We start from the raw sequence: 24,505 nt of genomic DNA, 5'->3' as shown, positions 1-24,505 counted from the left end.
CTGCGCGCCTTTCTCCCTCGGGGGCATGCGCAGTGCAAGGGGCGATCAAAGCGAAACCACATCAACACCCGGAGACAGACAACATGCGCAAGCTGCGGGCAGCATTTCGACTTTTACCATCGTCCTCCAACGGCGTCCGTGCCGGCCTTGTTGCGGCTGCCTTGGCCCTGGGCCTGGCGGGCGCTCCGGCCCAGGGGCAAGACATGGCGGGCGTGACGGACAGCGAGATCGTCATAGGCCAGTCGGGCCAGCTCAGCGGGCCGCTGTCGGCGCTGACCCACGAGGTGCGCCTGGGGGCGAGCCTCTGCTTCGACCAGGTCAATGCCGCAGGCGGCGTGCGGGGGCGCAAGATCCGGGTGGTGGCCCTGGACGATGCCTACGACCCGAAGCAGGCCGCAGACAACACCCGCAGGCTGATCGACGAGGACAAGGTGCTCGCGCTGTTCCAGTACGCCGGCACCCCACCGGCGCTGGCGGCCTTGCCGATCGCCGAGGCGCGGGGGGTGCCGTTCATTGCGCCGTTCACCGGGTCCGATGCCTTGCGGCAAGCGAACAGCCGCTATGTCTTCAACATCAAGGCGGGTTACGCGGCTGAGCTTGATGCCACCGTGAAGCAGCTGGCCTCGGTCGGCATCTCGCGCATTGCAGCGGTGTACCTGAACAACCCGTTCGGCACGGGCGGGCTGGCCGCCGTCGAGAAGTCCGTGAAAGCGCACAACGTGGCCCTGCTTGCCCAGGCTCCGCTGGAGGTGGACGGCTCGAAGATGGCCGATGCAGTGGCGGTGGTGGCCAGGCAGTCGCCGCAGGCCATCGTAGTGATCAGCGCTGGCAAGCCCAGCGTGGACTTTGTGGACGCCTACCTGAACGCAGGCCACCGCAGCACGTTCTACATGCTGTCGGCCATCAGCAATGCCCAGCTCGTGCAGGCGCTGGGCGAGCGGGCGCGGGGCGTGGTGGTCTCCCAGGTCGTGCCGTCGCCGTGGAACCTGAGCATGCCCATCTCGCGGGAATTCCAGGGGCTGGCCAAGGCCCGGGGCCTCACCGAGTTCACGTTCAGCCAGATGGAGGGGTTCATCGCGGCCCGCTTTCTGGTGGAGGCCTTGCAGCGCGCCGGGGCCAAGCCCACGCGGGCCAGCCTGGTGCAGGCCATGGAGTCGATGAAGAGCGTGAGCCTGGGCGGCTATCCCGTGGAACTGTCCGCCAGCCAGCACAACTCCGGCAAGTTTGTGGACCTGCTGATGATGGGGCGCGACGGGCGGTTCACCAAATAAGGCCCCGGGAGGCCTCAGCCCGTGGCGTCGGTGGGTGAGGGCAGCGGCACCAGCAGCTCGGGGCAGGGCCAGTTCAGCAGCTCGGCCAGGCGGGTGGTGATCCAGGTGGCCTCGGGCACCGAGACGCCCGATTCGGCCGTGCACAGCCCGGCGTGGATGCGCCGCAGGATCTCGGCCTCGGACGGCGCCTGCACGTGGTAGAGCGTCTGCGCATGCTCGACCAGGTGGCCGGCCAGGTCTTCGCACAGCTCGTAGCGGGTGCGCACCACGGCGGGCTTTTCAGTCAGGCGCTGGCGCGTGTCGCTGTACACCGCCATGAACGAAGGCGGCACGTGGATCTGGTTGTCGTCGTCCATGGGCGCCCTTCAGTCGGGGGTGAACAGGCGCTCGAACCTGGCCTGGTCTGCGGCCAGCTCGAAGCTCACCAGCTGGCCCATCTTCATGTCCGACAGCCGGCAGGCCGCAAACAGCGTGGTCTTGCCGGCCAGCTCCATCACCTCCAGGTCGATGATGGCGTAGGGGTAGGGAACAAAAACCTGGTGCTCGAAAACGTCGCGGTGCTGGTTGCGCGGCGAGGGGTAGAGCTTGTACAGATCGGTCTGAATCGTTTGTGTGGCCATGGTCGTTGGTGCGAGCCTGTTCAAAGGGGGCTGCAGTGCGGGTACAGTGCGGGCGAATCCTACAGACAAACCTTTTTACCTATTTATGGCACGAAACAAAAGCGAATGGCCGGCCAAAGTGCTGGCGCTGGTGCGAGGCGGCAATGTGGCCGCCGCCATCGCGCAGATCAAGGTGGCGCCCACGGTCGGTGATGTCACCCGCCTGCAAACCCTGCTGGCCGAATTGCCACCGTCCCCTTCGTTGGCACAGCTGCACAAGGTGGTCGAGGAAGAGCGCGCGCTGCTGGCCGCGCCCCGGCTGCACCGTTCGCCCTGATTGCCCGTTCGCCTTTGCCGTCGTCCGTCCAGTAGAGAGTTTTTCGCCATGACCGTGCCCCGCGTTTCCATCCAGACCGAAGACTTCGACCTGTCCGCCGAGGTGGCGGCGCTGCGCCGCGAAAACAAGGGCGTGGGCGCCGTGTGCAGCTTTGTGGGCACGGTGCGTGACCGCAATGAAGGGGACCAGGTGGCGTCCATGGAGCTGGAGCACTACCCGGGCATGACCGAAAAATCCATCGAGGCCATGGTGGATGAGGCCTTCCGTCGCTTCGACATCTTCGGCGCCCGGGTCATCCACCGCGTCGGGCTGCTGCAGCCGCTGGACCAGATCGTGCTGGTGGCCGTGACCAGCGCCCACCGGGGCCAGAGTTTTCAGGCCTGCGAGTTCCTGATGGACTACCTCAAGACCCAGGCACCGTTCTGGAAGAAGGAAGAAACCGCCCAGGGCGCCCGCTGGGTGGACGCGCGGGTGAGCGACGACGCCGCGCTGGCGCGCTGGGGCATTGCGCTGGGCAATGCCGCCTGAGACTGCAGGGGCCGCGCTGCTGCCGTGGATGTGAGTGAAATAGGGCTCTATCGCCCTCAGGTAAAGCGGTATCAGCTATTGAAATGGTAGCGGCGGTGGGCCGTGCGCCGTGGTGAATCACTGACGCAGGTCAATGGCAGGCCAGGGGGTGGGCCAAGGGGCTGTCTTGAAATCAGGCACACCCTGCCCCAAGTGTTCTGCAATTCGGAGGACATCACCCATGCGTCTCGACAAATTCACCACCAAGTTCCAGGAAGCCCTGAGCGACGCCCAGAGCATTGCGCTGGGCCACGACAACGCCTACATCGAACCCGTGCACGTGCTGCTGGCCATGCTGCAGCAGGACGACGGCCCCAAGGCGTTGCTGCAGCGCGCAGGCGCCCAGGTGCCGGGCTTGCTGACAGCGGCCGAGGCGGCCGTCAAGCGCCTGCCGCAGGTGCAGGGCAATGAGCAGGTGCAGGGCGGGCCCGAACTGGGCCGCGTGCTGCAGGCCACCGAGAAGGAGGCCATCAAACGCGGTGACCCGTTCATCGCGAGCGAGCTGTTCTTGTTGGCCGTGATCGACAGCAAGGGCGATGCCGCCAAAATTGCCAAGGACAACGGCCTCACGCGCAAGAGCTTGGAGGCTGCCATCGACGCCGTGCGCGGCGGCCAGAAGGTGGACAGCGCCGAGGCCGAGGGCCAGCGCGGCGCGCTCGCCAAATACTGCCTGGACCTGACCGAGCGTGCGCGCATTGGCAAGCTCGACCCCGTGATCGGCCGCGACGACGAGATCCGCCGCGCCATCCAGGTGCTGCAGCGCCGCACCAAGAACAACCCCGTGCTCATCGGCGAACCCGGCGTGGGCAAGACAGCCATTGTGGAGGGCCTGGCCCAGCGCATCGTGGCGGGCGAGGTGCCCGAGTCGCTCAAGGGCAAGCGCGTGCTGTCGCTCGACATGGCAGCGCTGCTGGCGGGCGCCAAGTTCCGTGGCGAGTTCGAGGAGCGCCTGAAAGCCGTGCTCAATGAACTGGCCAAGGACGAAGGCCAGACCATCGTCTTCATCGACGAGCTGCACACCATGGTGGGCGCGGGCAAGGGCGAAGGCGCGATGGATGCGGGCAACATGCTCAAGCCGGCCCTCGCGCGCGGCGAGCTGCACTGCGTGGGCGCCACCACGCTCGACGAATACCGCAAGTACATCGAGAAGGACGCGGCGCTGGAGCGCCGCTTTCAGAAGATCCTGGTGGGAGAGCCCAGCGTGGAGGCGACCATCGCCATCCTGCGCGGCCTGCAGGAAAAGTATGAGGTACACCATGGCGTGGACATCACGGACCCCGCCATCGTGGCTGCTGCCGAGCTGTCCAACCGCTACATCACCGACCGGTTTTTGCCCGACAAGGCGATCGACCTGATCGACGAGGCAGCGTCCAAGATCAAGATCGAGATGGACTCCAAGCCCGAGGTGATGGACAAACTCGACCGCCGCCTGATCCAGCTGCAGATCGAGCGCGAAGCTGTGCGCCGCGAGAAGGACGAATCCTCGCAAAAACGCTTCGCCCTGATTGAAGAAGAGATCGGCAAGCTGCAAAAGGAAATCGCCGACTACGACGAGATCTGGCAGTCCGAGAAGGCCCAGGCCCAGGGCAGCGCGCAGGTGCGCGAGGCCATCGACAAGCTCAAGTTCCAGATCGAAGAATTTACCCGCAAGGGCGACTTCAACAAGGTGGCTGAACTGCAGTATGGCAAGCTGCCCGAGCTGGAAAAGCAGCTGAAAGAAGCCCAGGCGCAAGAGGCGGGCAAGGACGGCGCCCCTGCCACGCGCCGCCTGCTGCGCACGCAAGTGGGCGCCGAAGAAATCGCCGAGGTGGTGAGCCGCGCCACGGGCATCCCTGTGGCCAAGATGATGCAGGGCGAGAAGGACAAGCTCTTGCAGATGGAGGCCAAGCTGCACGAGCGCGTGGTGGGCCAGCAAGAGGCGATTGCGGCCGTGGCCAACGCCATTCGCCGCTCGCGCTCGGGCCTGTCCGACCCGAACCGGCCCACGGGCTCCTTCCTGTTCCTGGGCCCCACGGGCGTGGGCAAGACCGAGCTGTGCAAGGCGCTGGCGGGCTTCCTGTTCGACAGCGAGGACCACCTGATCCGCATCGACATGAGCGAGTTCATGGAGAAGCATTCGGTGGCCCGCCTCATCGGCGCGCCGCCCGGCTACGTGGGCTATGAGGAAGGCGGCTACCTCACCGAAGCCGTGCGCCGCAAGCCCTACAGCGTGCTGCTGCTCGACGAGGTGGAGAAAGCCCACCCCGACGTGTTCAACGTGCTCTTGCAGGTGCTGGACGATGGCCGCCTGACGGACGGACAGGGACGCACCGTGGACTTCAAGAACACGGTGATCGTGATGACGAGCAACATCGGCTCGCACCTGATCCAGGCCATGGTGGGGCAGGACTCGGACGACATCAAGGAAGCGGTGTGGGGCGAGCTCAAGAACCACTTCCGGCCCGAGTTTCTGAACCGCATCGACGAGACCGTGGTGTTCCATGCGCTGGATGCGCAGCACATCGCCTCGATCGCCAAGATCCAGCTGCAGTTGCTGCAATCCCGGCTGGCGAAGATGGATTTGGAGTTGCAGGTGTCCGATGCCGCCTTGGCAGAATTGGCCAAGGTGGGGTTCGACCCGGTGTTTGGTGCGCGGCCGCTCAAGCGGGCGATCCAGCAGCGCATCGAGAACCCGCTGTCCAGGCTGCTGCTGGAAGGGCGTTTCCCGCCCAAGAGCGTGATTCCGGTCACCGTCAACCCGGTGCTGGAGCCGGGCGTGTTCCAGTTCGGTGTCGCTCCGCAGGAATAACCGGGGGCTGGGGAAGGGGGCCAAAACCCTTCCCCAAGATGTGAAGGAGAGGTGACGTTTGAATGAATTTGTTGCAGGCGTTCTGCGCCTGTTGCTGCGGGTGGTGGTCATCGCCATGGGGCTGGTGCTGTTTGCCAGCCTGGTGGTCGCGGCCCTGGTGCTGGCGCTGGTCTGGATGCTGCGTGCCGGTTGGGCGCGCCTCACCGGCCAGCCGGTAACCCCTTGGGCCATGCGCATGGACCCCCGCACGGGCTTCCGCACCGTGTTCCGTTCCACCGAGCGCTGGTCGTCCGGCCGCCGTGGTGCTGCACCAGCGGCGGATGACACCAGCGACGAGGCCACGGCATCGCGCCGGGGTGGCATCCTGCCCGGTGCCGCCGAGGTCACGGACGTCGAGGCGCGAGAAGTACGCTGACGGGGCGCAGGCCGGCCGGTGCGCCGCGCCTTTTCCAGTCCAGCGCGGAGCTGCTTGCGCAGCGAGTCCGTGTGCCGGTTTCGCCTGTTTTTTCGGGATGCGCCCGTGGGGGTGTCTTCTATGATCAATCCATGACACCCGCCGATATCCACGCCCATTTCGAACTTCAACGCCAGGCCAGCCGCGCGCAGGTCGATGTGCCCTTGCTGGTGCGCCGCGAGCGGCTGCTGCGCCTTCGCAAGATGCTGGACGAGCATGGCCCCGTGCTGGCGGCGGCCGTGCAGGCCGACTTTGGCATGCGTTCGCCGCGCCTGACCGAGGTGGCCGACTTCTTTGTGCTGCGCGCGCTGCTGTCGCACACGCTGCGCCACCTGGCCCGGTGGATGAAGCCCCAGAAGGTGCGCACGCCGATCTACCTGCAGCCGGCCCATGCCTTCATCCAGCGCCAGCCGCTGGGTGTGGTGGGTGTGATTGCCCCCTGGAACTACCCGGTGCAACTGGCGCTGGCGCCCGCCATCACGGCGCTGGCAGCGGGCAACCGTGTGATGCTCAAGCCCAGCGAGCTGACGCCGCACACCTCGGCCCAGCTGGCCCTGCTGGTGGTGCAGTTCTTTGCGCCCGACGAGTTTTGCGTGGTGCAGGGCGACGCCAACCTGTCGGCCCTGTTTGCCTCGCTGCCGTTCGACCACCTGGTGTTCACCGGCTCCACGGCCGTGGGGCGCAAGGTGGCGCAGGCGGCGGCGCAGCACCTCACGCCCACCACGCTGGAGCTGGGCGGCAAATCGCCCTGCATCATCGACGGGCACTGCGACATGGCGGATGCGGCCCTCAAGATCGCCCATGGCAAGCTGCTCAACGCAGGGCAGACCTGCATTGCGCCCGACTACGTGCTGTTGCCGCGCGGTCGCGAGGGCGAGTTTGCGCAGGCCTACCGGGCGGCGGTGGCACGGCTGTTCCCCACCATCGAGGGCAATGCCGACTACGCCTCCATCATCACGCCGCGCCACCATGCGCGTCTGCGCACCATGCTGCAGCAGGCCCAAACCCAGGGGGCGGAGGTGCAGGCCATCGACCCGGCCGCAGGCAAGCCCGTGGTCCACACCGTGGGCACGCTGGGCGATGGCGCCAGCCGCCAGATGCTGCCCACGCTGGTGTTTGGCGCCACCTCTCAGATGCAGCTCATGCAGGAGGAGATTTTTGGCCCCATCCTGCCGGTGATCTCGTACGAGCGGCTCGACGATGCCATTGCCCACATCAATGCCGGGCCGCGCCCGCTGGCGCTGTACTGGTTTGGGCAGAGCGAAGCCGTGCGTGACGACATACTGCGCCGCACCGTGAGCGGCGGCGTGACGGTGAACGACACGCTGATGCACATTGCCCACGACAACCTGCCGTTTGGCGGCGTGGGCGACAGCGGCTGGGGCGCCTACCATGGCGAGCCGGGTTTTCTGCGCTTTTGCCACCAGAAGTCGGTGCTGGTGCAGTCGCGCTGGGCGATGGGTTCGCTGTTTTATCCGCCCTATGGCGCCCGGTTCGACCAGGTCATGGGTTTGTTGCGCCGCTGGCTGTAACGGCTGCGGGGGGCTCGCTCTCGGGGGGCTCCTGCGCGGGCGCCGTCCCGGGGCCATCGTCCGCCAGGGCCGGGGGCTGGGGCCGGGTGATGAGCTGCACGATGGCATCGCGCAGCTGGCCGGTGGAGACCGGTTTGTGCAGCAGCAGGGCCGAGGTGGACTGCGCGTCGCGCAGGCGCTGGGGCGAGGTGTCGCCCGTCATGATGATCGCCGGCACGGGCGTGCCCAGGTAGGTGCGCAGTGCCTGCAGCACCTGCTTGCCGGTCTCTTCGTGGCGCAGGCGGAAGTCCGTGATGATGATGTCGGGGGTCACGTCTTCGAGCGCCTCCAGCGCATTGGCGCTGGACTCGGCCGTGAGGCACTGGCAGCCCCAGCTTTGCAGCAGCGACTGCATGCCCAGGCGCACCGCCTCGTCGTCGTCGATGGCCAGCACCTTCAGCCCGGCCAGGCTGCGGGCGGAGGGGGCGGGGCTGGCGTCGTCCTCCAGCGCACCCTGCCAGCGGTCCAGCCACAGCCGAAAGACGGAGCCCCGGCCGGGGTGTGAGCGCAGCTCTACCGAGGTCTTCATCTCGCGCGCCAGCCGCTGCACGATGGCCAGGCCCAGGCCCAGGCCCTTGCGTCGGTCACGCTCGGGGTTGCCGAGCTGGTGGAACTCCTTGAAGATGTCCTCCCACTGGTGCACGGGGATACCCGCCCCGGTGTCCCACACCTCCAGCGCCAGCCGTTTGCCCCGTGTGCGGCAGGCAATGAGCACGCCGCCCCGCGCGGTGTAGCGCAACGCGTTGGAGATGAAGTTGTGCATCACCAGCCCGACCAGCGAGCGGTCGGCAAAGGCGGCGGCCGAGGTCTCGCGGGTGCGGTACACCAGCCCGGCGGTGTCGGCCTGCACGCCAAACTCCTGCTCTAGCGCCGTCAGCAGCGGCTGCACCGCAAAGGCCGCGGGCCGCACCTTCACCACCCCCGCTTCCAGCCGCGAATAGTCCAGCAGCGTGGTGAGCATTTCGGCCGCCGCACCCGAGGCCGCGTGCGCGTGCTTGAGCACGGTGCGCTGGTGGTCGTTGAGCGGGCTGCGTTGCAGCGATTCGAGAAACAGGCCCATGGCATGCAGGGGCTGGCGCAGGTCGTGGCTGGCCGCCGCCAGAAAGCGCGACTTGTCGCGGTCGGCCTGCTCGGCGGCCCCCTGCGCGGCCAGGGCGCGCTGGGATTCGGCGCGCAGCTCGTTCACCAGGCGCTCGTTTTCGAGCTTGAGCGCAATGCTGCGCCGCGTGGCCCGGTCGGCGGTGCGGGCCTGCAGGCAGGTCAGCGCGTAGTACACGCCGGTCAGGAACAGTGCCGGCCACATCACGGGCCCCCCGGCCAGCGCCACGGCCAGCATCACCCCGCCGATGGCGCTGGTGAGGTAGGTGACATAGGCCCGGTACAGTGGCGCCCCCAGGCCCAGTGCGCCCGAGGACACCGTGCTGATGATGCCGATGGCATAGATCACGCTGTCGGACGTGCCCCAGTACAGCACCACATAGCCCAGGCTGCCCCAGCTCAGCCCCATGGCGGCCATGCAGGCGATGAGCTTGCGCGCGGCCTGGGGTGCCGGGTCGGTAAAAGGGGAGATGCTGCGCAGCGTGAGATAGACGCCCGCAATCACCAGCGCATGGGTGGACAGCCAGACGGTGGTGGCCTGCGTGTCGGCCACCCGGGCCATGACCCACAGGGTGCCCAGCGCGGTGGCCAGCGACGCCAGCAGCGTCATCGGAAAGTTCTGTCGCAGCAGGGCCACCTGCTCGCGCAGCACCTCGTCGCGCTCCCACACCGGCCAGCCCCAGCGGGAGGGGGGCTGGGCGCCTGGGGGTTCGGGCGCGGCGTCAGAGGGTGTCATGGAGCTGTGGTGTCGACAGGCCCAGGCGCTGTGCGGCCAGCAGGGCGGCGCTGCGGCTGTTCACGCCCAGCTGCGCAAAGATGGCGGCCACATGCACGCGCACCGTGTTTTCGCTCAGGCCCAGGTCGCGGGCGATCACCTTGTTGGGTTTGCCGGTGCACAGCAGCGAGAGCACATCGAGCTGGCGCGCCGTGAGCGAGGGCGCATCGGGCCCGCGCGTGGTGGCGCTGTTGCCGCTGTTGATCGGAAAGCAGGGCTGGCCCGACAGCGCACAGGTGATGGCCTCCAGGATGTCTTCGGCGTTGGCCGACTTGGGCAGAAAGCCGTCGGCGCCCCGGGCGCGTGCTTCGTGGATGGCGTCGGGTGCCACGCTGGCGGACACCAGCACGATGCGGGCCCGGGGGCAGGCCTGGCGCAGCAGGCGCAGGCCGTCCAGGCCACTCATGCCAGGCAGCTGGATGTCGAGCAGCACCAGGTCGATATCGGCCTGCTGCAGCGCGCAGGCGTCGGCGATGGAGCCCGCCTCGGCAATCGCGCCCACGCAGGGGTGGTCCTGCACGATCAGGCGCAGCCCGGTGCGGAACAGGGCGTGGTCGTCCACGAGCAGAAGGTGGGCGCTGGGATGGGCACTCAGGGGGGCACTCATTGGGCAAGTATTGCGCACAACGGGGTGTTGCGGGCTAGTCCATTTGTGCGATGGACGCAGGGTAGGTCACTTTCTAGACTTTCCGTCAAGCATTGAAAAGCACTTGGAACCGGTTCTAAGGGTGCGCACCAATGCGCAAACCTTCGTCTTCACACTTCGTTTTCAAAGGGTTTCCCATGACCACCCATGCTCTGATCCACGGCTCCACCCCTTCAGCCAGCCTCCACAGGGGGGCAGACCGGCGACCGGCCACCGCCTCTGATGCCATGGCCCCAGCGGGCGCAGGCCTCGGAGGCAATACGCTGGCACAGATCGTGGAAGAGCATTGCCCCGACATGCTGGCCGCAGCCGGGGTGGTGATCGAGCACCTGGATGCCCAGGCCGGGACCTGGCAGTTTTCTGCCGACCAGGGGCAGACCTGGCGTGCGATCCGCACCGACCTGATCAACCGCCCGGGCAATCTGGGCCTGGCGCTCGACCGCGATGCGCGCCTGCGGGTGCTGCCCTTTGGCGGCCACCGGGTGACGGGGGCCCGGGTGGCTTTTCATGCGGTGCAGCGCAGCCATGGACCGGGCAACGGCAGCTACCGCGCCTATGCCCCCGACGAGCGGGATGCGGGCTCGCGCACGGTGACCCTGGTGCTCAGCCTGGCGGCCATCAATGGCGCGCCGCCGGTGGTGCATGTGCCGCGCCCGCGCAACAAGCGGGCCATGGTGCAGCGCGCGGCGGCCTCGGTGGGGGTTGGTGCTTCGCTGTCGGGTTCGATGGCCATGGCCTGACACGGTCAATGGGCTTGGGCCGTTGTGCAGCAAGGCCGGGCGCCTGGCGACGCCTGCCACAAAGACCGCATTTTGGGGCGCGAAGCCGAACGTTTGGCGAGGGCAAAGCGGGGCCCTCCGGGGGGTGAAAAACCGTTTGCGGCGACAATGCCGTCCTTTCGCATTTTCATTCCCTGTTTTCGTTCGGTTTTTTCATGTCCAGTATCCAGGTTCGTCCCGCCACGCTTCGCGATGCCAAAGCCATCGCCCAGATCCACACCGTTTCCGCCCATGAGGCTTACAAAGGGCTGGTGCCAGACGAGCAGTTGAAATCCATGTCGTCGGTCGAAAAGCGCCAGGCCTACTGGCGCGAGGCCATTGAATATTGCGAGCCCCAGGTGCAGGTGGCGGTCGATGGCGAGAAGATCGTCGGCTTTGTGGGCTACGACCGCTCGCGCGATGAGAAGTCTCGCCCCACCACCGGTGAAATCTGGGCCATCTACGCAGCCCCCACCCACTGGAACCAGGGCGTGGGCCTGGCGCTGTGGGATGCCGCCCGCGACGGCCTGCACGAAGAAGGCTGCACCAACGTCACCGCATGGGTGCCGCTGCGCAACGAGCGCGCCATTCGTTTCCACGAGCTGGCAGGCTTCAAGCAAGAACTCTCCACCGCCAAGACCGCCGTGATTGGCGGCGTGAAGATCGAAGAAGTGCGCCTGAAGCGCCCGATCAACGCATAAAGTGCGACACCACCCCCCTGCGTTGCTGCGCTCCTTCCCCCCGTTCTCGCTGCGCTGCGCTGCGCGGGCAGGGGGACGATGCCATCGCGGCGGGGCGGCCCTTGCTCGGCATCCCTGGCCTGCCGCGCGCCCGTTTCAAACATTGCGGACTGTGCGCGGCACTGTCAGATCCTGATGCCTACACCCCATTCCGTGATTCCTTGGACCCATCAGGGCCAATCCCAAGAAGCCCTGTGGCGCTCCGAGAGCGGGGCCCCGGCGCCGCGCCGGGTCGTGGTGGCCGATGACACCCTGGCGGCCGACACGGCCTACCGAATGGCCTGCGAGGGCACCGGCCTGCTGTGGCAGGGCGATTTCCAGAACGCCAGGCATTTGCTGCAGGCGCTCATGCGGCGCACCGACTCCAAGACCGGCAGGCACCGCCGCGCTGCCGCCAAGGCCGCCCAGAAAGCCGTGGTGGCCACGCCCTCCGAGGCTTTTCACCTGCACCGCCAGGCCCAGGCGCAGCGCGCGCGGGTGTTGGCGTCGGTGCTGATTCCGCTGGAGGGCGACTACGGCATTGCGCTGCGCCGTGCGCCCGACTGGCGCGAGGCCTGCACCCAGGCCTGGGGGCCGGCCACGGGGCAGCGCTGCGTGGCCACGCTGCGCGAGCTGCTGGGCCTGGTGGGCGCCTACGAGTGGCGCAAGAAGGGCGTGGAGGTGCCCGCGCTGGGGGCCGCGCCGCGTGACCGGATCCACCCGCATTACGGTGTTTTCTCGCCCGTGCGTGGGGAGTACGTGGACCTGGTGGCCACCACCCCGCTGCCCAGCCAGGCCCTGGCCTTTGACATCGGTGTGGGCACCGGGGTGCTGTCTGCCGTGCTGGTGCGCCGGGGCGTGCAGCGGGTGGTTGCCACTGACCAGGACCCCCGGGCCCTGGCCTGTGCGCACGACAACCTGCAGCGCCTGGGCGTGCTGCCCCAGGTCGATCTGCAGCAGGCCCACCTGTTTCCGCCCGGCCGTGCTCCGCTGGTGGTGTGCAACCCGCCCTGGGTGCCGGCGCGCGCCAGCTCGCCCATCGAACATGCGGTGTACGACGAAGGCAGCCGCATGCTGCGCGGTTTTCTGGCGGGCCTGGCCGAGCACCTGGAGCCCGGTGGCGAAGGCTGGCTGATCCTGTCGGACCTGGCCGAGCACCTGGGCCTGCGCCCGCGCGAGCAGCTGCTGGGCTGGATTGCCGAGGCCGGCCTGGTGGTCCGTGGGCGGCACGATGTCAAACCGGTCCATGCCAAGGCGGCCGATGCGGGCGATGCCTTGCATGCGGCGCGGGCGGCCGAGGTGACTTCGCTCTGGCGGCTGGCTGCGGCCGGCTGAGGCGGCCTCCGGCGCTCAGCCCTCCAGCAGCGCGGGCTGCGTGGCGGTATAGAGGCCGGGGGCGGCTTCGGGGGAGCGGGGCAGCAGTTGTTCCAGCCGCTCGCGCAGGCTGGCGGCGCGCTCAGCCCCTGCGGTCAGGCCCACTTCCTCGAACATGGCGTCCCCCACGTCCAGCATGCTGCTGCGGTCCCGTGCCGTGCGCAGGGCCTCGCGGAAATGCTGCGCCAGCACCGGGTCGCGGCGGGCAAACAAGCGTTCGCAGGTGTCGAACAGGTACATGCGCGCACCGGCGAGCGAGCGCAGGGATTCGCCCGGTTCCGGCCGCTCGATGGACGGGCCATGGCTGGTGGCCTCGGTCCTGTGAGGATCGGGGGCCATGGTGGGTGGTGGCAGCTCAGCGGGCCCCGTGAGGTAGCCCTGGCGCATGAGGTTGTCCACGATCTGCGCGCCGATGCCGTTGTACATGGCCTGCAGGTCGGACAGCGGCTTGCCGTCGGCCAGCAGCAGCAGCGAGCGTTCGCGCAGGCTCAGGGTGCGCACACCGGGCGAGAGCTCCAGGCGGGCTTTGTCGGTTTTTTGCAGCAGCATGGGGGGGCTCCGGTCACGGATGGATGTCCGTGATTGCAGCCGCCTGCCATGACGCCGTGATGACCCTTTGCCGCACAATCCGGGGTGGCGCTCTTGGCACCCCCAGCGGGCGAATGAGAGGTTGCTCATTTTTTGATAGCTTTGTGCGCTTGTCTGTCAAGCGCTGTAGCCTGTTTTGATATTTATGCAGGGTGCCCCGGTCTGCGCCCGGCCCTGCACAGCCCCCGACTGCGATGACCCTGCTGCTTGCCCCCATGGAAGGGCTTCTGGATTTTGTGCTGCGCGATGTGTTGACCCGCGTGGGCGGGGTGGACCGCTGCGTGTCGGAGTTCATCCGCATCACGGGCACGCTGCTGCCCGACAAGGTGTTCTTGCGCTATGTGCCCGAGCTGCGCAACGGCAGCCGCACGCTGGCCGGGGTGCCCGTGCGGGCGCAGCTGCTGGGCTCCGATCCGGTCAGCATGGCCGAGAATGCTGCGCGCCTGGCCGCGCTGGGCCCCGAGGGGATCGACCTGAACTTCGGCTGCCCCGCCAAGGTGGTCAACCGCCACGGCGGTGGTGCCGCGCTGCTGCAGGAGCCCGAGTGCATTGCCGCCGTGGTGGGGGCTGTGCGCCGTGCCGTGCCGGCGCACCTGCCGGTGTCGGCCAAGATGCGCCTGGGCTTCAACGACACCGGGCTGATGCGCGAATGTGCCCAGGCCATGCAGGCGGGAGGGGCGTCTGAGCTGGTGGTGCACGCGCGCACCAAGGCCGATGGTTATCGCCCGCCTGCGTATTGGGAACACATCCCGGCCATCCGTGCCGCCGTGGCGATCCCGGTGGTGGCCAATGGCGAAATATGGACGGTGGCTGACGCGTTGCGCTGCCGGGATGTGTCCGGGTGTGATGCGCTGATGCTGGGGCGCGGCATGGTGGCCGACCCGGGCCTGGCCCGTGCCATCCGCGCTTTTGACGCAGGACAGCCCGGCACCGACACCGTGATGTGGGTCGATTTGATTCCCCATCTGGCAGCCTTCTGGCAACTGGTGTGCGATGACCTGGAGCCCCGCCAGCGCGCGGGGCGCCTCAAGCAGTGGCTCAACCTGCTGCGCAGGCGTTTTGTGGAGGCCGAGGTGGCCTACCAGCATGTGCGCACCATGACGGACCAGCGCGCGATCACTGCCTGGGTGCTTGCACTGCAGGCCGAGGCTACCGTCGGCGTTTGATTCCCGGTGCCAGCTGTGGGCGGCGCCTGCTGGCACTGCGGCATTCGCCCCGGCGTGGAGATCGGCGCAGGGACTGGAGCCGATGAAGCCGCCATCCAGCCCCTGGGACGCTACAGCAGATGGTCGGGCGCGAGGGGGCCCAGCAGCTGCAGCATCAGCCGCAAGGGGGTGCTGGCATCGGGTTCGGTGGTGGCATCGGGCAGGCCGCTGCCTTGGGGGGCACGCCATACCAGGCCCTTGTCCGTCTGCTGCACCTGCCAGGCGGCATTTTGCAGGGCGGCGTCGATTTGTGCCGTGGCCCGTCGTGACAGGTCGGCGCTGCGTATCAACAGCGCCACCTCGGTGTTCTGCCGCTGGGAACGCATGTCCAGGTTCATGGAGCCGATGGCGAGCAGGCGGCCGTCCAGGATCAGCAGCTTGGAGTGCAGCATGGCGCGCGCGCTGCCGCTGGCCCCGGCACTGCCCATGCTCCCCGTGCTCCCGGTCGCACCCAGTGCGCCGCGCAGCACCCCGGTGAGTTCGCTGCGCATTTCATACAGCTCCACCCCCATGGCCAGCAGCGCGGGGCGGTGGCGCGCGTAGCCGGCATGGGCGATGGGCGCGTCGTTGGAGGCCAGGGAGTTGGTGAGCACCCGCACGCGCACGCCGCGCGCACGGGCGGCGGCGAAGGCGCGCTCCATGTCGGGGCCGGGCACGAAGTAGGGCGAGATGATGAGCAGATCGCGCCGGGCCTGGCCCATGAGCTGCAACAAGCCGTCCACCACGGTATCGGCCTGCGCGTCGGACGGTTCACTGTCGGGGGCAGGAAAGGGCGTGGGCTTGTCCGTGCTGCCGTTGCCATTGCCATTGCCGGTTTTTGGAGGCTCTGGAGCGGTGCCCGCCCCAGGCCTTGGGAGCTGTGGCGCGGGTGGCCCTGCTGCCGGGATGGTACTGGGGGGCGGGGTCGTTGCAGCGGCAGCGGCCGCTGCCGTGGCACGGGGGCGCACCAGCGCGGCGATGGTGGCCGGTGAGGCCTTGGGTGGGGCTTGTGCGGGCAGCGTGGGCGCGGACGCGCCATCGGCAGGGATCTTGGCAGGGTGGTCCACCAGCACGGCGGCGGGCGCCCAGACGAACGGTGCCTGTTCCAGGTCCATGGGTTCGTGGTTCCAGATGCGTGCGCGCTGCGTGGCCGCGGCGCTGCCCTGGCCCGGAATGCGCTCGCGCTGTGCAGCGTCGGCGGCGAGGATGCTCTCGCGCAGGCGGTTCAGTTCCTCGCGGGTGATGAGCGACTGCACGGGGTAGGCGCGCTCGTTGTTCCAGTAGCTGTCGAAGCTGCGCGAAAGATCCTGCACGATGCTTCCCGCCGCCAGCACGTCCAGGTCCACGAAATTGCCGGATTCGGAGTTGCCGAAGTAGGCATCGCCCAGGTTGCGGCCCCCGGTCACGCCCAGCGCGTTGTCGGCAATGAAGAGCTTGTTGTGCATGCGCTGCTGCACGCGCGCAAAGTCGCCCAGCAGGCTGAACACGCGGACCAGGGGCGATCCCCGTGCGCCGGTGAGCGGGTTGAACATGCGCATCTCGACATTGGGCACAAAGGCCAGGCGCATCACCAGCGCGTCGCGCCCGGTGCTGTGGAAGTCGTCCAGCAGCACCCGCACCCGCACGCCGCGCCGGGCGGCGGCCGCCACGCTGAGCAGCAGGCGCTCACTGCTGGCGTCGGCATGGATGGCGTAGTACTGCAAGTCCAGCGTTTTCTGGGCGGCATCGACCAAGGCCAGGCGGCTGCTGTAGGCCGCCTGGGGCCCGCTGAGCAGCACAAAGCCCGAGGGGTGCCGCGCCCCCTGGGCTGCCCGGCGGGCTTCCACCAGCTGACCCAATGCGGTGTCGCCGGGGTTCTGCAAGGCGGTGGAGACCGGCCGGTCCACATCCTTGGGCAAGCCCGCGCAACCCAGCACAGCCACGGTGGTCACCACGGCGACGGCCCGCCGACAGCAGCGGGCCAGGGATGCCAGGGGTGGGAGGGGGGGTTGCAGGTGGGGCATGGCGCGATGGGGGATTGTGACCCTGGCGCCGCGGGAGCGCTGCGCCAAGGTGTATCCCGCCACCGGGCTCCGGCCCAAGCCGGCCGGAAGAAGCCGAAGTCTGCCCATCCGACAGATCGGCGTGCCGCAACCTGGGAGGCCCGGTGCTGGCTTACCAGCTCACTTCGCGGTCGGGCGTGGCGCTGATCTTGTGGATGGACAGATCGGCCCCGTCGAACTCTTCCTCCTGCGTCAACCGCAGGCCCACCGTTTGTTTGAGGATGCCGTACACGATGGTGCCGCCCACCAGCGCCCAGACCACCCCCAGCCCCGTGCCAATGAGCTGCGCCGACAGGCTGACGCCGCCCAGGCCGCCCAGCGCCTTGCTGCCGAAGATGCCGGCCGCCAGCCCCCCCCAGGTGCCGCACAGGCCGTGCAGGGGCCAGACGCCCAGCACGTCGTCAATCTTCCATTTGTTCTGGGTAAGCGTGAACATCAGCACAAAGATGGCGCCCGCCACCGCGCCCACCACCAGTGCCCCCAGGGGGTGCATCAGGTCCGAGCCTGCACACACCGCCACCAGCCCGGCCAGCGGGCCGTTGTGCACGAAGCCCGGGTCATTCTTGCCCAGCACCAGCGCGGCCAGCGTGCCGCCCACCATGGCCATGAGCGAATTCACCGCCACCAGGCCCGAGATCTTGTCCAGGGTCTGTGCGCTCATCACGTTGAAGCCAAACCAGCCCACCACCAGGATCCAGGCACCCAGCGCCAGGAAGGGGATGTTGGACGGCGGATGGGCCGAGATCGCGCCGTCCTTGCGGTAGCGGTTGGCGCGCGAGCCCAGCAGGATCACCGCGGGCAGGGCGATCCAGCCGCCCATGGCGTGCACCACCACCGAGCCGGCAAAGTCGTGAAACTCTTCGCCCGTGACGGCCTTGATCCAGGCCTGCACGCCGAAATGCTGGTTCCAGGCAATGCCTTCAAAGAAGGGGTACACAAAACCCACGATGACCGCCGTGGCCAGGAGCTGGGGCCAGAACTTGGCCCGCTCGGCAATCCCCCCGGACACGATGGCCGGAATCGCCGCCGCAAACGTGAGCAGGAAGAAGAACTTGACCAGCGCATAGCCGCTTTGCTGCACCAGCGACTCCGCCCCCATGAAGAAATGCGTGCCATAGGCCACGCTGTACCCCACTGCGAAGTAAACGACCGTGGACACCGAGAAGTCCACCAGGATCTTCACCAGCGCGTTCACCTGGTTCTTCTTGCGGACCGTGCCCAGCTCCAGAAAGGCAAAACCGGCATGCATGGCCAACACCATGATCGCCCCGAGCAGAATGAACAGGGCGTCCGTGCCCTGTTTGAGTGCTTCCATAACATCCTCGCGTTAGTAGATTGATCGACTCTGGTGCATTTTGGGTGTCTGCAGCAGATTTGCACCAGATTGATGCAAAAGTCGTGCCAATTATTGGTGCGGTGTGTTGCACTGTTATGGGGCGGTGTCGCGGTGCGATGAGCGTGGATGGGGGGGGCGACGAGTGCCTGCTTGGCAAAACGCTCTCGAGTTCGACGCGATCTCGATCAAGGGATGGCGCTGCGCCCTATCCTGTCCCATCCCGCGGCGGTACAGGGACCGATCGGGCGGCGGGGCGGTGCAGGGGCATGTGCCCCGTGCCAGCGCAGGTCGTCAGAAGGCGTCGCGCCCCGGCACCCGGGCCACGATGCGCAGGTCGGGCCCCATCCGTTCCACGGACAGGAAGTTCAGCGCCAACCCCTGGGACAGGGCTTCAAAGGGCCCCACATGGGCCAGCCCGAGGCCGGGCCCCAGCAGCAGGGGCGCCACATAGACCAGCATTTCGTCCACCAGCCCCTCCCGCACCAATGAGCCATTGAGCTTGTGGCCGGCTTCTACATGCAATTCGTTGACGCCACGGGCGGCCAGATCACGCAGCATCGCCGGCAAGTCCACCTTGCCTTGGGCATTGGGCAGGCAGACCACGGTCGCACCACGGGCCTCCAGTGCAGCCTTTTTTTCCTCATTTCCAATGGCAGCGTATATGTAGCAAGCGCGACCAGCTATGAAAAGGCGAGCATCCAGCGGGGTTTGCAGCTGGCTGTCCACCACCACTATGTGGGGCTGGCGCGGGGTGGGCACTTCGCGCACGTCGAGGCGCGGGTCGTCGTCCAGCACGGTGCCGATGCCGGTAAGCACCGCGCAGGCGCGTGCACGCCAGGCATGGCCGTCGGCGCGCGCAATGGGCGAGGTGATCCACTGGCTGACCCCGTTGGGCAACGCCGTGGTGCCATCGAGCGAAGCCGCTGCCTTGAGGCGCACCCACGGCGTGCCCCGGACCATCCGGCTGAAAAACCCGATATTGAGTTCGCGTGATTCGGCCGCCCCCGGGCCCACCTCCACCGCCACGCCCGCAGCGCGCAGCCGGGCAAATCCCTGCCCCGCCACCAAGGGGTTGGGGTCCGTGAGAGACGCCACCACCTTGCCCACCCCGGCGGCCACCAGTGCATCGCAGCACGGCCCTGTGCGCCCCTGGTGCGCACAGGGCTCCAGGGTCACATAGGCCGTGGCGCCGAGTGTGCTGTGCCCCGCCTCTTGCGCCGAGCGCAGCGCCATCACTTCCGCGTGGGGGCCTCCGGCCTGCTGGGTGTGGCCCCGGCCTATTTCCTGGCCATCTGGTGCCATCAGCACGCAGCCAACGCGCGGATTGGGGTTGGAAACAAAAAGCGCCTGGGCGGCGAGCCCAAGCGCTTGGTGGATATGGCGAGAGGTATCTGTCATGGCGCCACGATGTTAGCGCGCCATGCGCGACTACTTGCCCCAACAGTCTGTGTTATAGCCTGCTTGGTCGGATGTCTTGCTTGCCGCTCCGCGCAGGCCTGCATTGCTTAGTGTGTAGGTTCCGCATTTATCGCTGGCTTGGGGGCCGGATTTGGGTGTTGCCGTCAAAGTGTAGGCCGTTGCTGTATTGCTTGCCGCAAGTGCAATGGTGTATCGCTTATTACCGTCCGATGACCAGGTTAGCGCTGATGGGAGTGAGGCTGTAGGGTAACTGCCTGTGGCAGTCGCCGCTCGCTCGAGCCATTGCTGTGCCTGGAGCAGACCCGCGCGAGCATCTGCGCGATGACCTCTGCGGACATACTCTTGATAACTAGGGTAAGCGATGGCAGAGAGAACGCTCACAATCGCCACAGTGATCATCAATTCGATCAGTGTGAAACCCCGAGAATTTCTTGGTGATGAGCTGTAGTACATAAAATTTCTCATTAGTACGGCAATGATTACTTCAACTGCCGCCAGCCAGGGCGCAGCAACAAGGGCGGATAAATTTTAAGAGCATCGCTCTTGCCGTCATTGCCCTTGCGGATCTGTTTCGTCCCCGTGGTAAAGCGCAATTCTTTGCTGGAGGAAGACATGCGTGCATAGTTTGTGGTGCCGCTCATGTCTGAACTGTTGTACAACCCATCACCATTCACATCCATGATGGGCAGCGGGGCAGGCGCACCAGAGGCAATGTTGACAAGCGTCCGGTATGTTTTTGCAGCGCTTGGCTGGGGGGCGCACACTTCCTGCCCTGTCGCGGTGGCGCTGCCAGAAGCGGGCTTCTCGCTGATGATCTCTAGCGTATTGCCACCATTATAGAAAGCGAAGCTGGAGGTAACGCGTTCACCTGCCACCGGCAAATCCATATACCAACCCATCTTGACTGTGCATCCAGCGTCGGTGGGTTTGCAGACATATTTCACCTCCTGGGTGGTGAGGGTCCAGAAAGAACGGCCAGTGCTGACACCTGCACCCGCAGTGCCCAAGCCTGTTCCCGCGGTGGTGTTGTCTGCTCCATCATTCACGGCTTCTGCCTGCAGGGCACTGCGGCCGCTCACTGTGGCGGGGGTTGGGCCGGACGTTTTGACCTTTACCTTGCCTGCATTCGCCCCCGTATTTTCAATGAGATAACTGGTGTTATCGAGTATGGAATAAACGGTTTGTACGGAGGTGTCACTGCGGTCCCCTTCCGTCAAGTTCTGCCCAGTACCGAAAGCCACCATCAACCCTCCCACGGTGCGATTGGGGCGAAGAACCGGTGGTGCTGTGATGGGCTGTCGACTCGTTGACCCTCCAGAGGTATAAGTTGCTGTAAACAATGGGCTGCCGCTGAATGCCACGCCCCACTGAGTCGCATCGATATTGGAAATGTCAAATTTCCACATGTTTCCACGCAAGTCGCCCGCATAGACAAAGTCTGGCGAACCATCACCATTCACATCCAGAAATTGCGGGGTCGAGAGGCCATTGCCCACGGCTTCTGCAGCACCAACAGCCACCGCAGGAATGGTCTTGAGCGACTTGTCTCCATCCAGGTACTGAATGAGTAAGACGGGACGCTCATTGGCGCTGTTGTAGCCATTGCCTGTGATGTAGGCCCATCGGCCATCATTGGTGCGGGTAATTTGTAGGGCAAGCTGCTGATTGCTCTCTGCCACCACGGGAGCCCCAAAAATGTGACCAATATCAGGGCTTGCATTTGCGTCAGCGGGTTTTGCGGGGGGGACTGCATCGCTGATGGGGGCCGCCGTTTTGTCCATTACCACGAGGCTGGCTGCATTGGCTTCTGAGAAGTTGGTGGCCGGGGAGGGTACCGAAGAGGATGAGTCCAATGGCCCGGGCTTTGTTACATCTAAAACGAAAAATCCTCTGCCACCGGCCCCCATTGTTCCAACAAGGTAACTGCGCCAGTCTGGACTGGCGGTAGTGCCAATATTAATATCTCCGGACAGCGGTGATCCATCTACGTAGTAGCGGTGGTCATAGCTGGTGTTTGTCAGTGAGGAAAGGTTCTGAACTGCACCATGGGGTACATAGGCAATTTTCTCTGTGCCATCTTTTGCGGAAAAACCATGCAGCATGCCATCATTGCCGCCTACATACAGCATGGGCAAGCGCCCGCGGTTATTGGCTGCAAACGTGCTGTAAGAACTTGCGGAGTTACCGCTGGCTGGGGGGCCGACATACCAGATCGCCGAGTTGACGATGTCCCCCTGGCGGTTTTTGCGATTGCGGAATGTGGCCGTGGTATTGGATCCGCTGTAGTTGCTTGCCTCTTTGGTGCGGTCGCCGCGAATGAAATCGAGTCGATCCTGACCTCTGCTATCTCCTGCAATGGTGCTGGTCGAGCCCACCGTTCCGTTGTTGAGCCACATCTGCTGCGATGCACCAGTCGTCGATGTGCTCAAATTGGCCCATTTGAAAGAAATGCCCGTGGAGGCAGGTGTGGTTTGAACTTTGTATGAAAGTATCAACCGGGTGTTAATGTCCACGGTTGCCAGTTTGTCTGCGGTGGATAAGCCTTTGGTGGTGCTGCCGCTCGCCAGCCCCCAATCGGCGTTGGGGGTGAAATTTCCTGATGTGTCGATAGAACTGGATGTGACATGGCCATACCAGCGATTGTCATTCGAATTCCCATCGTCTGCTGCGATGTAGTTTGTTTGGAATGATTGTGTGCCCACACGACTCACAGAGCCAGATGCAGAGGTGAAGCCTGAAATGGGGGCCGTTGTATCTACAACAATATCATCAAAAATATCTGCGAAAACGGCCGTCAGATCGCCGGTAACGGGGTAATATTTGCCACGGCTATTAATGGACATGTGCCACATTTCTTGTGGTCGGTAGCCATCATAATTGCCATCTGCCGCTGCAGAGGTAACGTCATCCCAGGTGGTGTTACCCACGGCAAGGCTGGCATAGCCAACACCGTTGCTGTCGGTGTTGTACATAGAGAACATCCCTCCCGCCCATTGGGGTGATGTGGTGTTGATCTTTGTTAAGCTGGCGGCGGTATCGCCATAGCCAATGGTGTATTGCACCAGATGCTGCCAGTTTGCGGGATCGTTTTTGGGGTTCCAGTATTCGTCAAAGGTGACTGATTTTGCACTGGCCCCAGTACCGTTGTTGTAAGTTTCGGTGCCTGTCTTTCTTATTTTTGAAATAACACTGTTGTTAATTCCTGGTTGCAGGTCTGTAGCCCAGTGATAAAACGCCATGTCGGCCAGGGTTGGATAGGCGTAAGTTATGTTGTCATTTGTATTTTTGATGGTTCTGTTTGCGCCATAGGCATCCCTGTATATTTTTGTTTGGTTGGATGCTATGGAGTAGGTTGTGCCATCGGGAAAGGTTGCAGCCTTGCCGTCGGCATTTTGCATGCTCTGCGCAAGAGGGTCGCTGGCTCTGATTTTTGTGTTGAATGAGAAGCCATCTGCCGCACCGGCTTTGCTGGGGGGGTTGGCTGGGTAGTAGGTTGTTGGTGTGCTGTAATTCCAGCCGCCATCGGTCAGAAAAATATGGTAGGCACGGCGGCAGGCCAGCGGGCTGGAGTCGGCGGTGCCGGGGGTGGCATTCCAAGGGTTGTCGCTTCCTGTGGTTTTCAGGTATTCGCCGGCATTCCAAACAACCATGTGAGACGGTGTATTTGTGGTGCCGGAAGATGTGCCCGTGACAAGCTTTGAAACCCAGGTTCCAAAATCTGTTTTATGTGTGCTTTCAAATTTCCCCATGGCATTCTTTCCGGCACAATTTCCTCCATTGGATGGAATATTGTTGCATGTGAAAGATTGCCATGCCAGGCGAAACTGGCCATCGTATTTTGTGCTGTTGATCAGTGTGCCATTGAGGCCATCAATCACATTTTTGAGTCGGCTTTTTGTTTGCCCAGAATCAACGGTTCCCATGCTTCCCGAGGTATCAACAGTCAAAATAACATTGGGGACCGGAGCCTTGTAGGCCGTACCTGCGGGGTATTGAACCAGAGGAATTTGTGCAGACCAAGCAGTCAATGGCGCCCAGATGGCTGCGATGAGAATGGCAAGGGTCGTGCGTTGCGGGTGATTGGTGATTCGCATGGCGGAACTCCAATAATAAAAATTGATAAATGAATCTTGAGGCTATTTGGCGTTGTTGGGGTCTTGCAGCGACAACGTAGACTGCAGAACCACTTCGCTGCCAGGCTTGTTTCCGCGCGCTATGGCTGTAATGCGATAGACAAACAATTTTGTGCGCATTGGTGCGAATCGTTCCACATTGGCGCCAGGCGGCATTCCGGAAAGCAGTGATACATTGGGATCTAGATAGGGAAGTATTTCCACCCAATACCAAGCACCTTTGCCGGCGGTTGCTTCGGCCAATATGGGGTTGGCTGTTGTTGCGGCACTGACCCCCGTGAATTGGCCGTACCGGGCTCCCACGTTGGTTGCAATCATTGCTGTCATTGCGGTGCTGTTATTCCAAAAATCCTGAGGATCATTTCGTTTTGGGCAAATACCTTTGTAGCAACCAGCGCTGTTGGGGCTGAGGGTCTGCACGGTAGACAGCATGTTCCCAAGGTCTTTGGTTTCAAAGTCAAAGTACACGTCGGCGCCAATGGTTGCGGGCACGGCCGGTGCCGCTCCGCTTGCGGGGATGGCGGGGGATGGCGGGGGGCGACAAATATCGCTGTTGCCGGCCGAACGCGTGCACGCACCACCGTTGGGTTGAACCCCGCGAATGTCAAACTCTGCATCCTGCAACATGGCTTGAGCGGCCTCAAAGGTGCGGCGGTAATCTGCATCGTTGCCCACGAGGATTTCGTTGAACAGTGCAGTGCGTGCAGCCCACAGCGCCAGCAGCATGGACAGAAGCACAAAGACGATGACAACGTACAGCGCCATGCCGCGCTGGCTGTTGCGCCTGGCGGATGGGTTGGGCATGGGGGTTGTGTGCATGGTGAGATGCTTTGTAGGGCGAAAGGG

General features: G+C 65.0%; 21 protein-coding genes. 10 read left to right on the top strand and 11 right to left on the bottom strand.

Going from position 1 to position 24,505, the window contains the following annotated elements:
- Positions 1-83: 83 nt before the first annotated feature.
- Complete coding sequence (locus DBV10_RS10430; RefSeq protein ID WP_158616817.1) at positions 84-1,271, top strand: ABC transporter substrate-binding protein; 1,188 nt, start codon at positions 84-86, stop codon at positions 1,269-1,271.
- A 14-nt stretch (positions 1,272-1,285) separates the two neighbouring features.
- On the opposite strand, the gene DBV10_RS10425 is transcribed toward DBV10_RS10430, so the two are convergent.
- Together DBV10_RS10425 and DBV10_RS10420 are read right to left on the bottom strand one after the other, a co-directional pair.
- Positions 1,286-1,627 carry a hypothetical protein gene (locus tag DBV10_RS10425; protein WP_124513279.1) on the bottom strand — a complete coding sequence of 114 codons (342 nt, stop codon included), beginning with the start codon at positions 1,625-1,627 and terminating at the stop codon, positions 1,286-1,288.
- 9 nt (positions 1,628-1,636) lie between these two features.
- On the bottom strand, positions 1,637-1,891 hold the full coding sequence (locus tag DBV10_RS10420; protein ID WP_124513277.1) for a hypothetical protein: 255 nt from the start codon (positions 1,889-1,891) through the stop codon (positions 1,637-1,639).
- Positions 1,892-1,976: 85 nt separating this feature from the next.
- On the opposite strand from DBV10_RS10420, the gene DBV10_RS10415 reads away from it, so the two are divergent.
- The 5 genes from DBV10_RS10415 to DBV10_RS10395 all read left to right on the top strand — a co-directional run bounded on the left by DBV10_RS10415 (position 1,977) and on the right by DBV10_RS10395 (position 7,548).
- Positions 1,977-2,207 (top strand): hypothetical protein, encoded by a 231-nt coding sequence (locus DBV10_RS10415; protein WP_063461120.1) that lies wholly within the window; start codon positions 1,977-1,979, stop codon positions 2,205-2,207.
- Positions 2,208-2,255: 48 nt separating this feature from the next.
- Positions 2,256-2,735 carry a molybdenum cofactor biosynthesis protein MoaE gene (locus DBV10_RS10410; RefSeq protein WP_199740083.1) on the top strand — a complete coding sequence of 160 codons (480 nt, stop codon included), beginning with the start codon at positions 2,256-2,258 and terminating at the stop codon, positions 2,733-2,735.
- Positions 2,736-2,955: 220 nt separating this feature from the next.
- Positions 2,956-5,562: an ATP-dependent chaperone ClpB gene (clpB, locus tag DBV10_RS10405; protein ID WP_124513275.1), complete on the top strand. Its 2,607-nt coding sequence runs from the start codon at positions 2,956-2,958 to the stop codon at positions 5,560-5,562.
- 58 nt (positions 5,563-5,620) lie between these two features.
- On the top strand, positions 5,621-5,977 hold the full coding sequence (locus tag DBV10_RS10400) for a hypothetical protein (protein ID WP_124513273.1): 357 nt from the start codon (positions 5,621-5,623) through the stop codon (positions 5,975-5,977).
- A 131-nt stretch (positions 5,978-6,108) separates the two neighbouring features.
- A complete protein-coding gene (locus DBV10_RS10395; protein ID WP_124513271.1) occupies positions 6,109-7,548 on the top strand; it encodes a coniferyl aldehyde dehydrogenase in 1,440 nt (479 codons plus the stop codon).
- On the opposite strand, the gene DBV10_RS10390 is transcribed toward DBV10_RS10395, so the two are convergent.
- Both DBV10_RS10390 and DBV10_RS10385 read right to left on the bottom strand, forming a co-directional pair.
- Positions 7,520-9,421, bottom strand: coding sequence for an ATP-binding protein (locus DBV10_RS10390; RefSeq protein ID WP_233589884.1), 1,902 nt, complete (start codon positions 9,419-9,421; stop codon positions 7,520-7,522). The genes DBV10_RS10395 and DBV10_RS10390 overlap by 29 nt on opposite strands.
- Positions 9,408-10,067, bottom strand: a complete 660-nt coding sequence (locus tag DBV10_RS10385; RefSeq protein WP_124513269.1) for a response regulator transcription factor — start codon at positions 10,065-10,067, stop codon at positions 9,408-9,410. The genes DBV10_RS10390 and DBV10_RS10385 overlap by 14 nt, the downstream gene beginning before the upstream one ends.
- A 176-nt stretch (positions 10,068-10,243) precedes the next feature.
- Between DBV10_RS10385 and DBV10_RS10380 the strand changes: the two genes are divergently transcribed.
- From DBV10_RS10380 to DBV10_RS10365, 3 genes are all read left to right on the top strand, one after another.
- Positions 10,244-10,846, top strand: a complete 603-nt coding sequence (locus tag DBV10_RS10380; RefSeq protein ID WP_124513268.1) for a hypothetical protein — start codon at positions 10,244-10,246, stop codon at positions 10,844-10,846.
- 194 nt (positions 10,847-11,040) lie between these two features.
- Positions 11,041-11,565 (top strand): GNAT family N-acetyltransferase, encoded by a 525-nt coding sequence (locus tag DBV10_RS10375; protein ID WP_124513265.1) that lies wholly within the window; start codon positions 11,041-11,043, stop codon positions 11,563-11,565.
- Positions 11,566-11,739: 174 nt separating this feature from the next.
- Positions 11,740-12,918: a methyltransferase gene (locus tag DBV10_RS10365; protein WP_370451147.1), complete on the top strand. Its 1,179-nt coding sequence runs from the start codon at positions 11,740-11,742 to the stop codon at positions 12,916-12,918.
- Positions 12,919-12,933: 15 nt separating this feature from the next.
- Here the strand turns inward: DBV10_RS10365 and DBV10_RS10360 are convergent, their stop codons facing one another.
- Positions 12,934-13,506: a hypothetical protein gene (locus DBV10_RS10360; protein ID WP_124513261.1), complete on the bottom strand. Its 573-nt coding sequence runs from the start codon at positions 13,504-13,506 to the stop codon at positions 12,934-12,936.
- 233 nt (positions 13,507-13,739) lie between these two features.
- Here DBV10_RS10360 and DBV10_RS10355 point away from each other — a divergent pair, with 233 nt between their 5' ends.
- On the top strand, positions 13,740-14,711 hold the full coding sequence (locus DBV10_RS10355) for a tRNA-dihydrouridine synthase (protein WP_124513259.1): 972 nt from the start codon (positions 13,740-13,742) through the stop codon (positions 14,709-14,711).
- A 110-nt stretch (positions 14,712-14,821) separates the two neighbouring features.
- Here DBV10_RS10355 and DBV10_RS10350 read toward each other — a convergent pair whose 3' ends face one another.
- The 6 genes from DBV10_RS10350 to DBV10_RS10325 all read right to left on the bottom strand — a co-directional run bounded on the left by DBV10_RS10350 (position 14,822) and on the right by DBV10_RS10325 (position 24,478).
- Positions 14,822-16,732 carry a phospholipase D family protein gene (locus tag DBV10_RS10350; protein ID WP_124513257.1) on the bottom strand — a complete coding sequence of 637 codons (1,911 nt, stop codon included), beginning with the start codon at positions 16,730-16,732 and terminating at the stop codon, positions 14,822-14,824.
- 151 nt (positions 16,733-16,883) lie between these two features.
- Positions 16,884-18,086 carry an ammonium transporter gene (locus DBV10_RS10345; RefSeq protein ID WP_124513255.1) on the bottom strand — a complete coding sequence of 401 codons (1,203 nt, stop codon included), beginning with the start codon at positions 18,084-18,086 and terminating at the stop codon, positions 16,884-16,886.
- A gap of 312 nt (positions 18,087-18,398) precedes the next feature.
- The gene (gene ribD / locus DBV10_RS10340) at positions 18,399-19,505 is read right to left on the bottom strand and encodes a bifunctional diaminohydroxyphosphoribosylaminopyrimidine deaminase/5-amino-6-(5-phosphoribosylamino)uracil reductase RibD (protein WP_124513253.1); all 1,107 of its coding nucleotides are present in this window, start codon (positions 19,503-19,505) and stop codon (positions 18,399-18,401) included.
- Between the two features lie 30 nt (positions 19,506-19,535).
- On the bottom strand, positions 19,536-19,979 hold the full coding sequence (locus DBV10_RS10335; RefSeq protein ID WP_124513251.1) for a type IV pilin protein: 444 nt from the start codon (positions 19,977-19,979) through the stop codon (positions 19,536-19,538).
- 26 nt (positions 19,980-20,005) lie between these two features.
- Positions 20,006-23,620, bottom strand: a complete 3,615-nt coding sequence (locus tag DBV10_RS10330; protein ID WP_124513249.1) for a pilus assembly protein — start codon at positions 23,618-23,620, stop codon at positions 20,006-20,008.
- A gap of 42 nt (positions 23,621-23,662) precedes the next feature.
- The gene (locus tag DBV10_RS10325; RefSeq protein ID WP_233589883.1) at positions 23,663-24,478 is read right to left on the bottom strand and encodes a PilX N-terminal domain-containing pilus assembly protein; all 816 of its coding nucleotides are present in this window, start codon (positions 24,476-24,478) and stop codon (positions 23,663-23,665) included.
- Positions 24,479-24,505 lie beyond the last annotated feature (27 nt).

Origin of the sequence: Acidovorax sp. FJL06 (genome assembly GCF_003852545.1) — a bacterium.
Lineage (GTDB): Bacteria > Pseudomonadota > Gammaproteobacteria > Burkholderiales > Burkholderiaceae_C > Acidovorax.
Note: the sequence above shows the minus strand (reverse complement) of the source record. Positions and strands in the feature narration are given on the sequence as shown.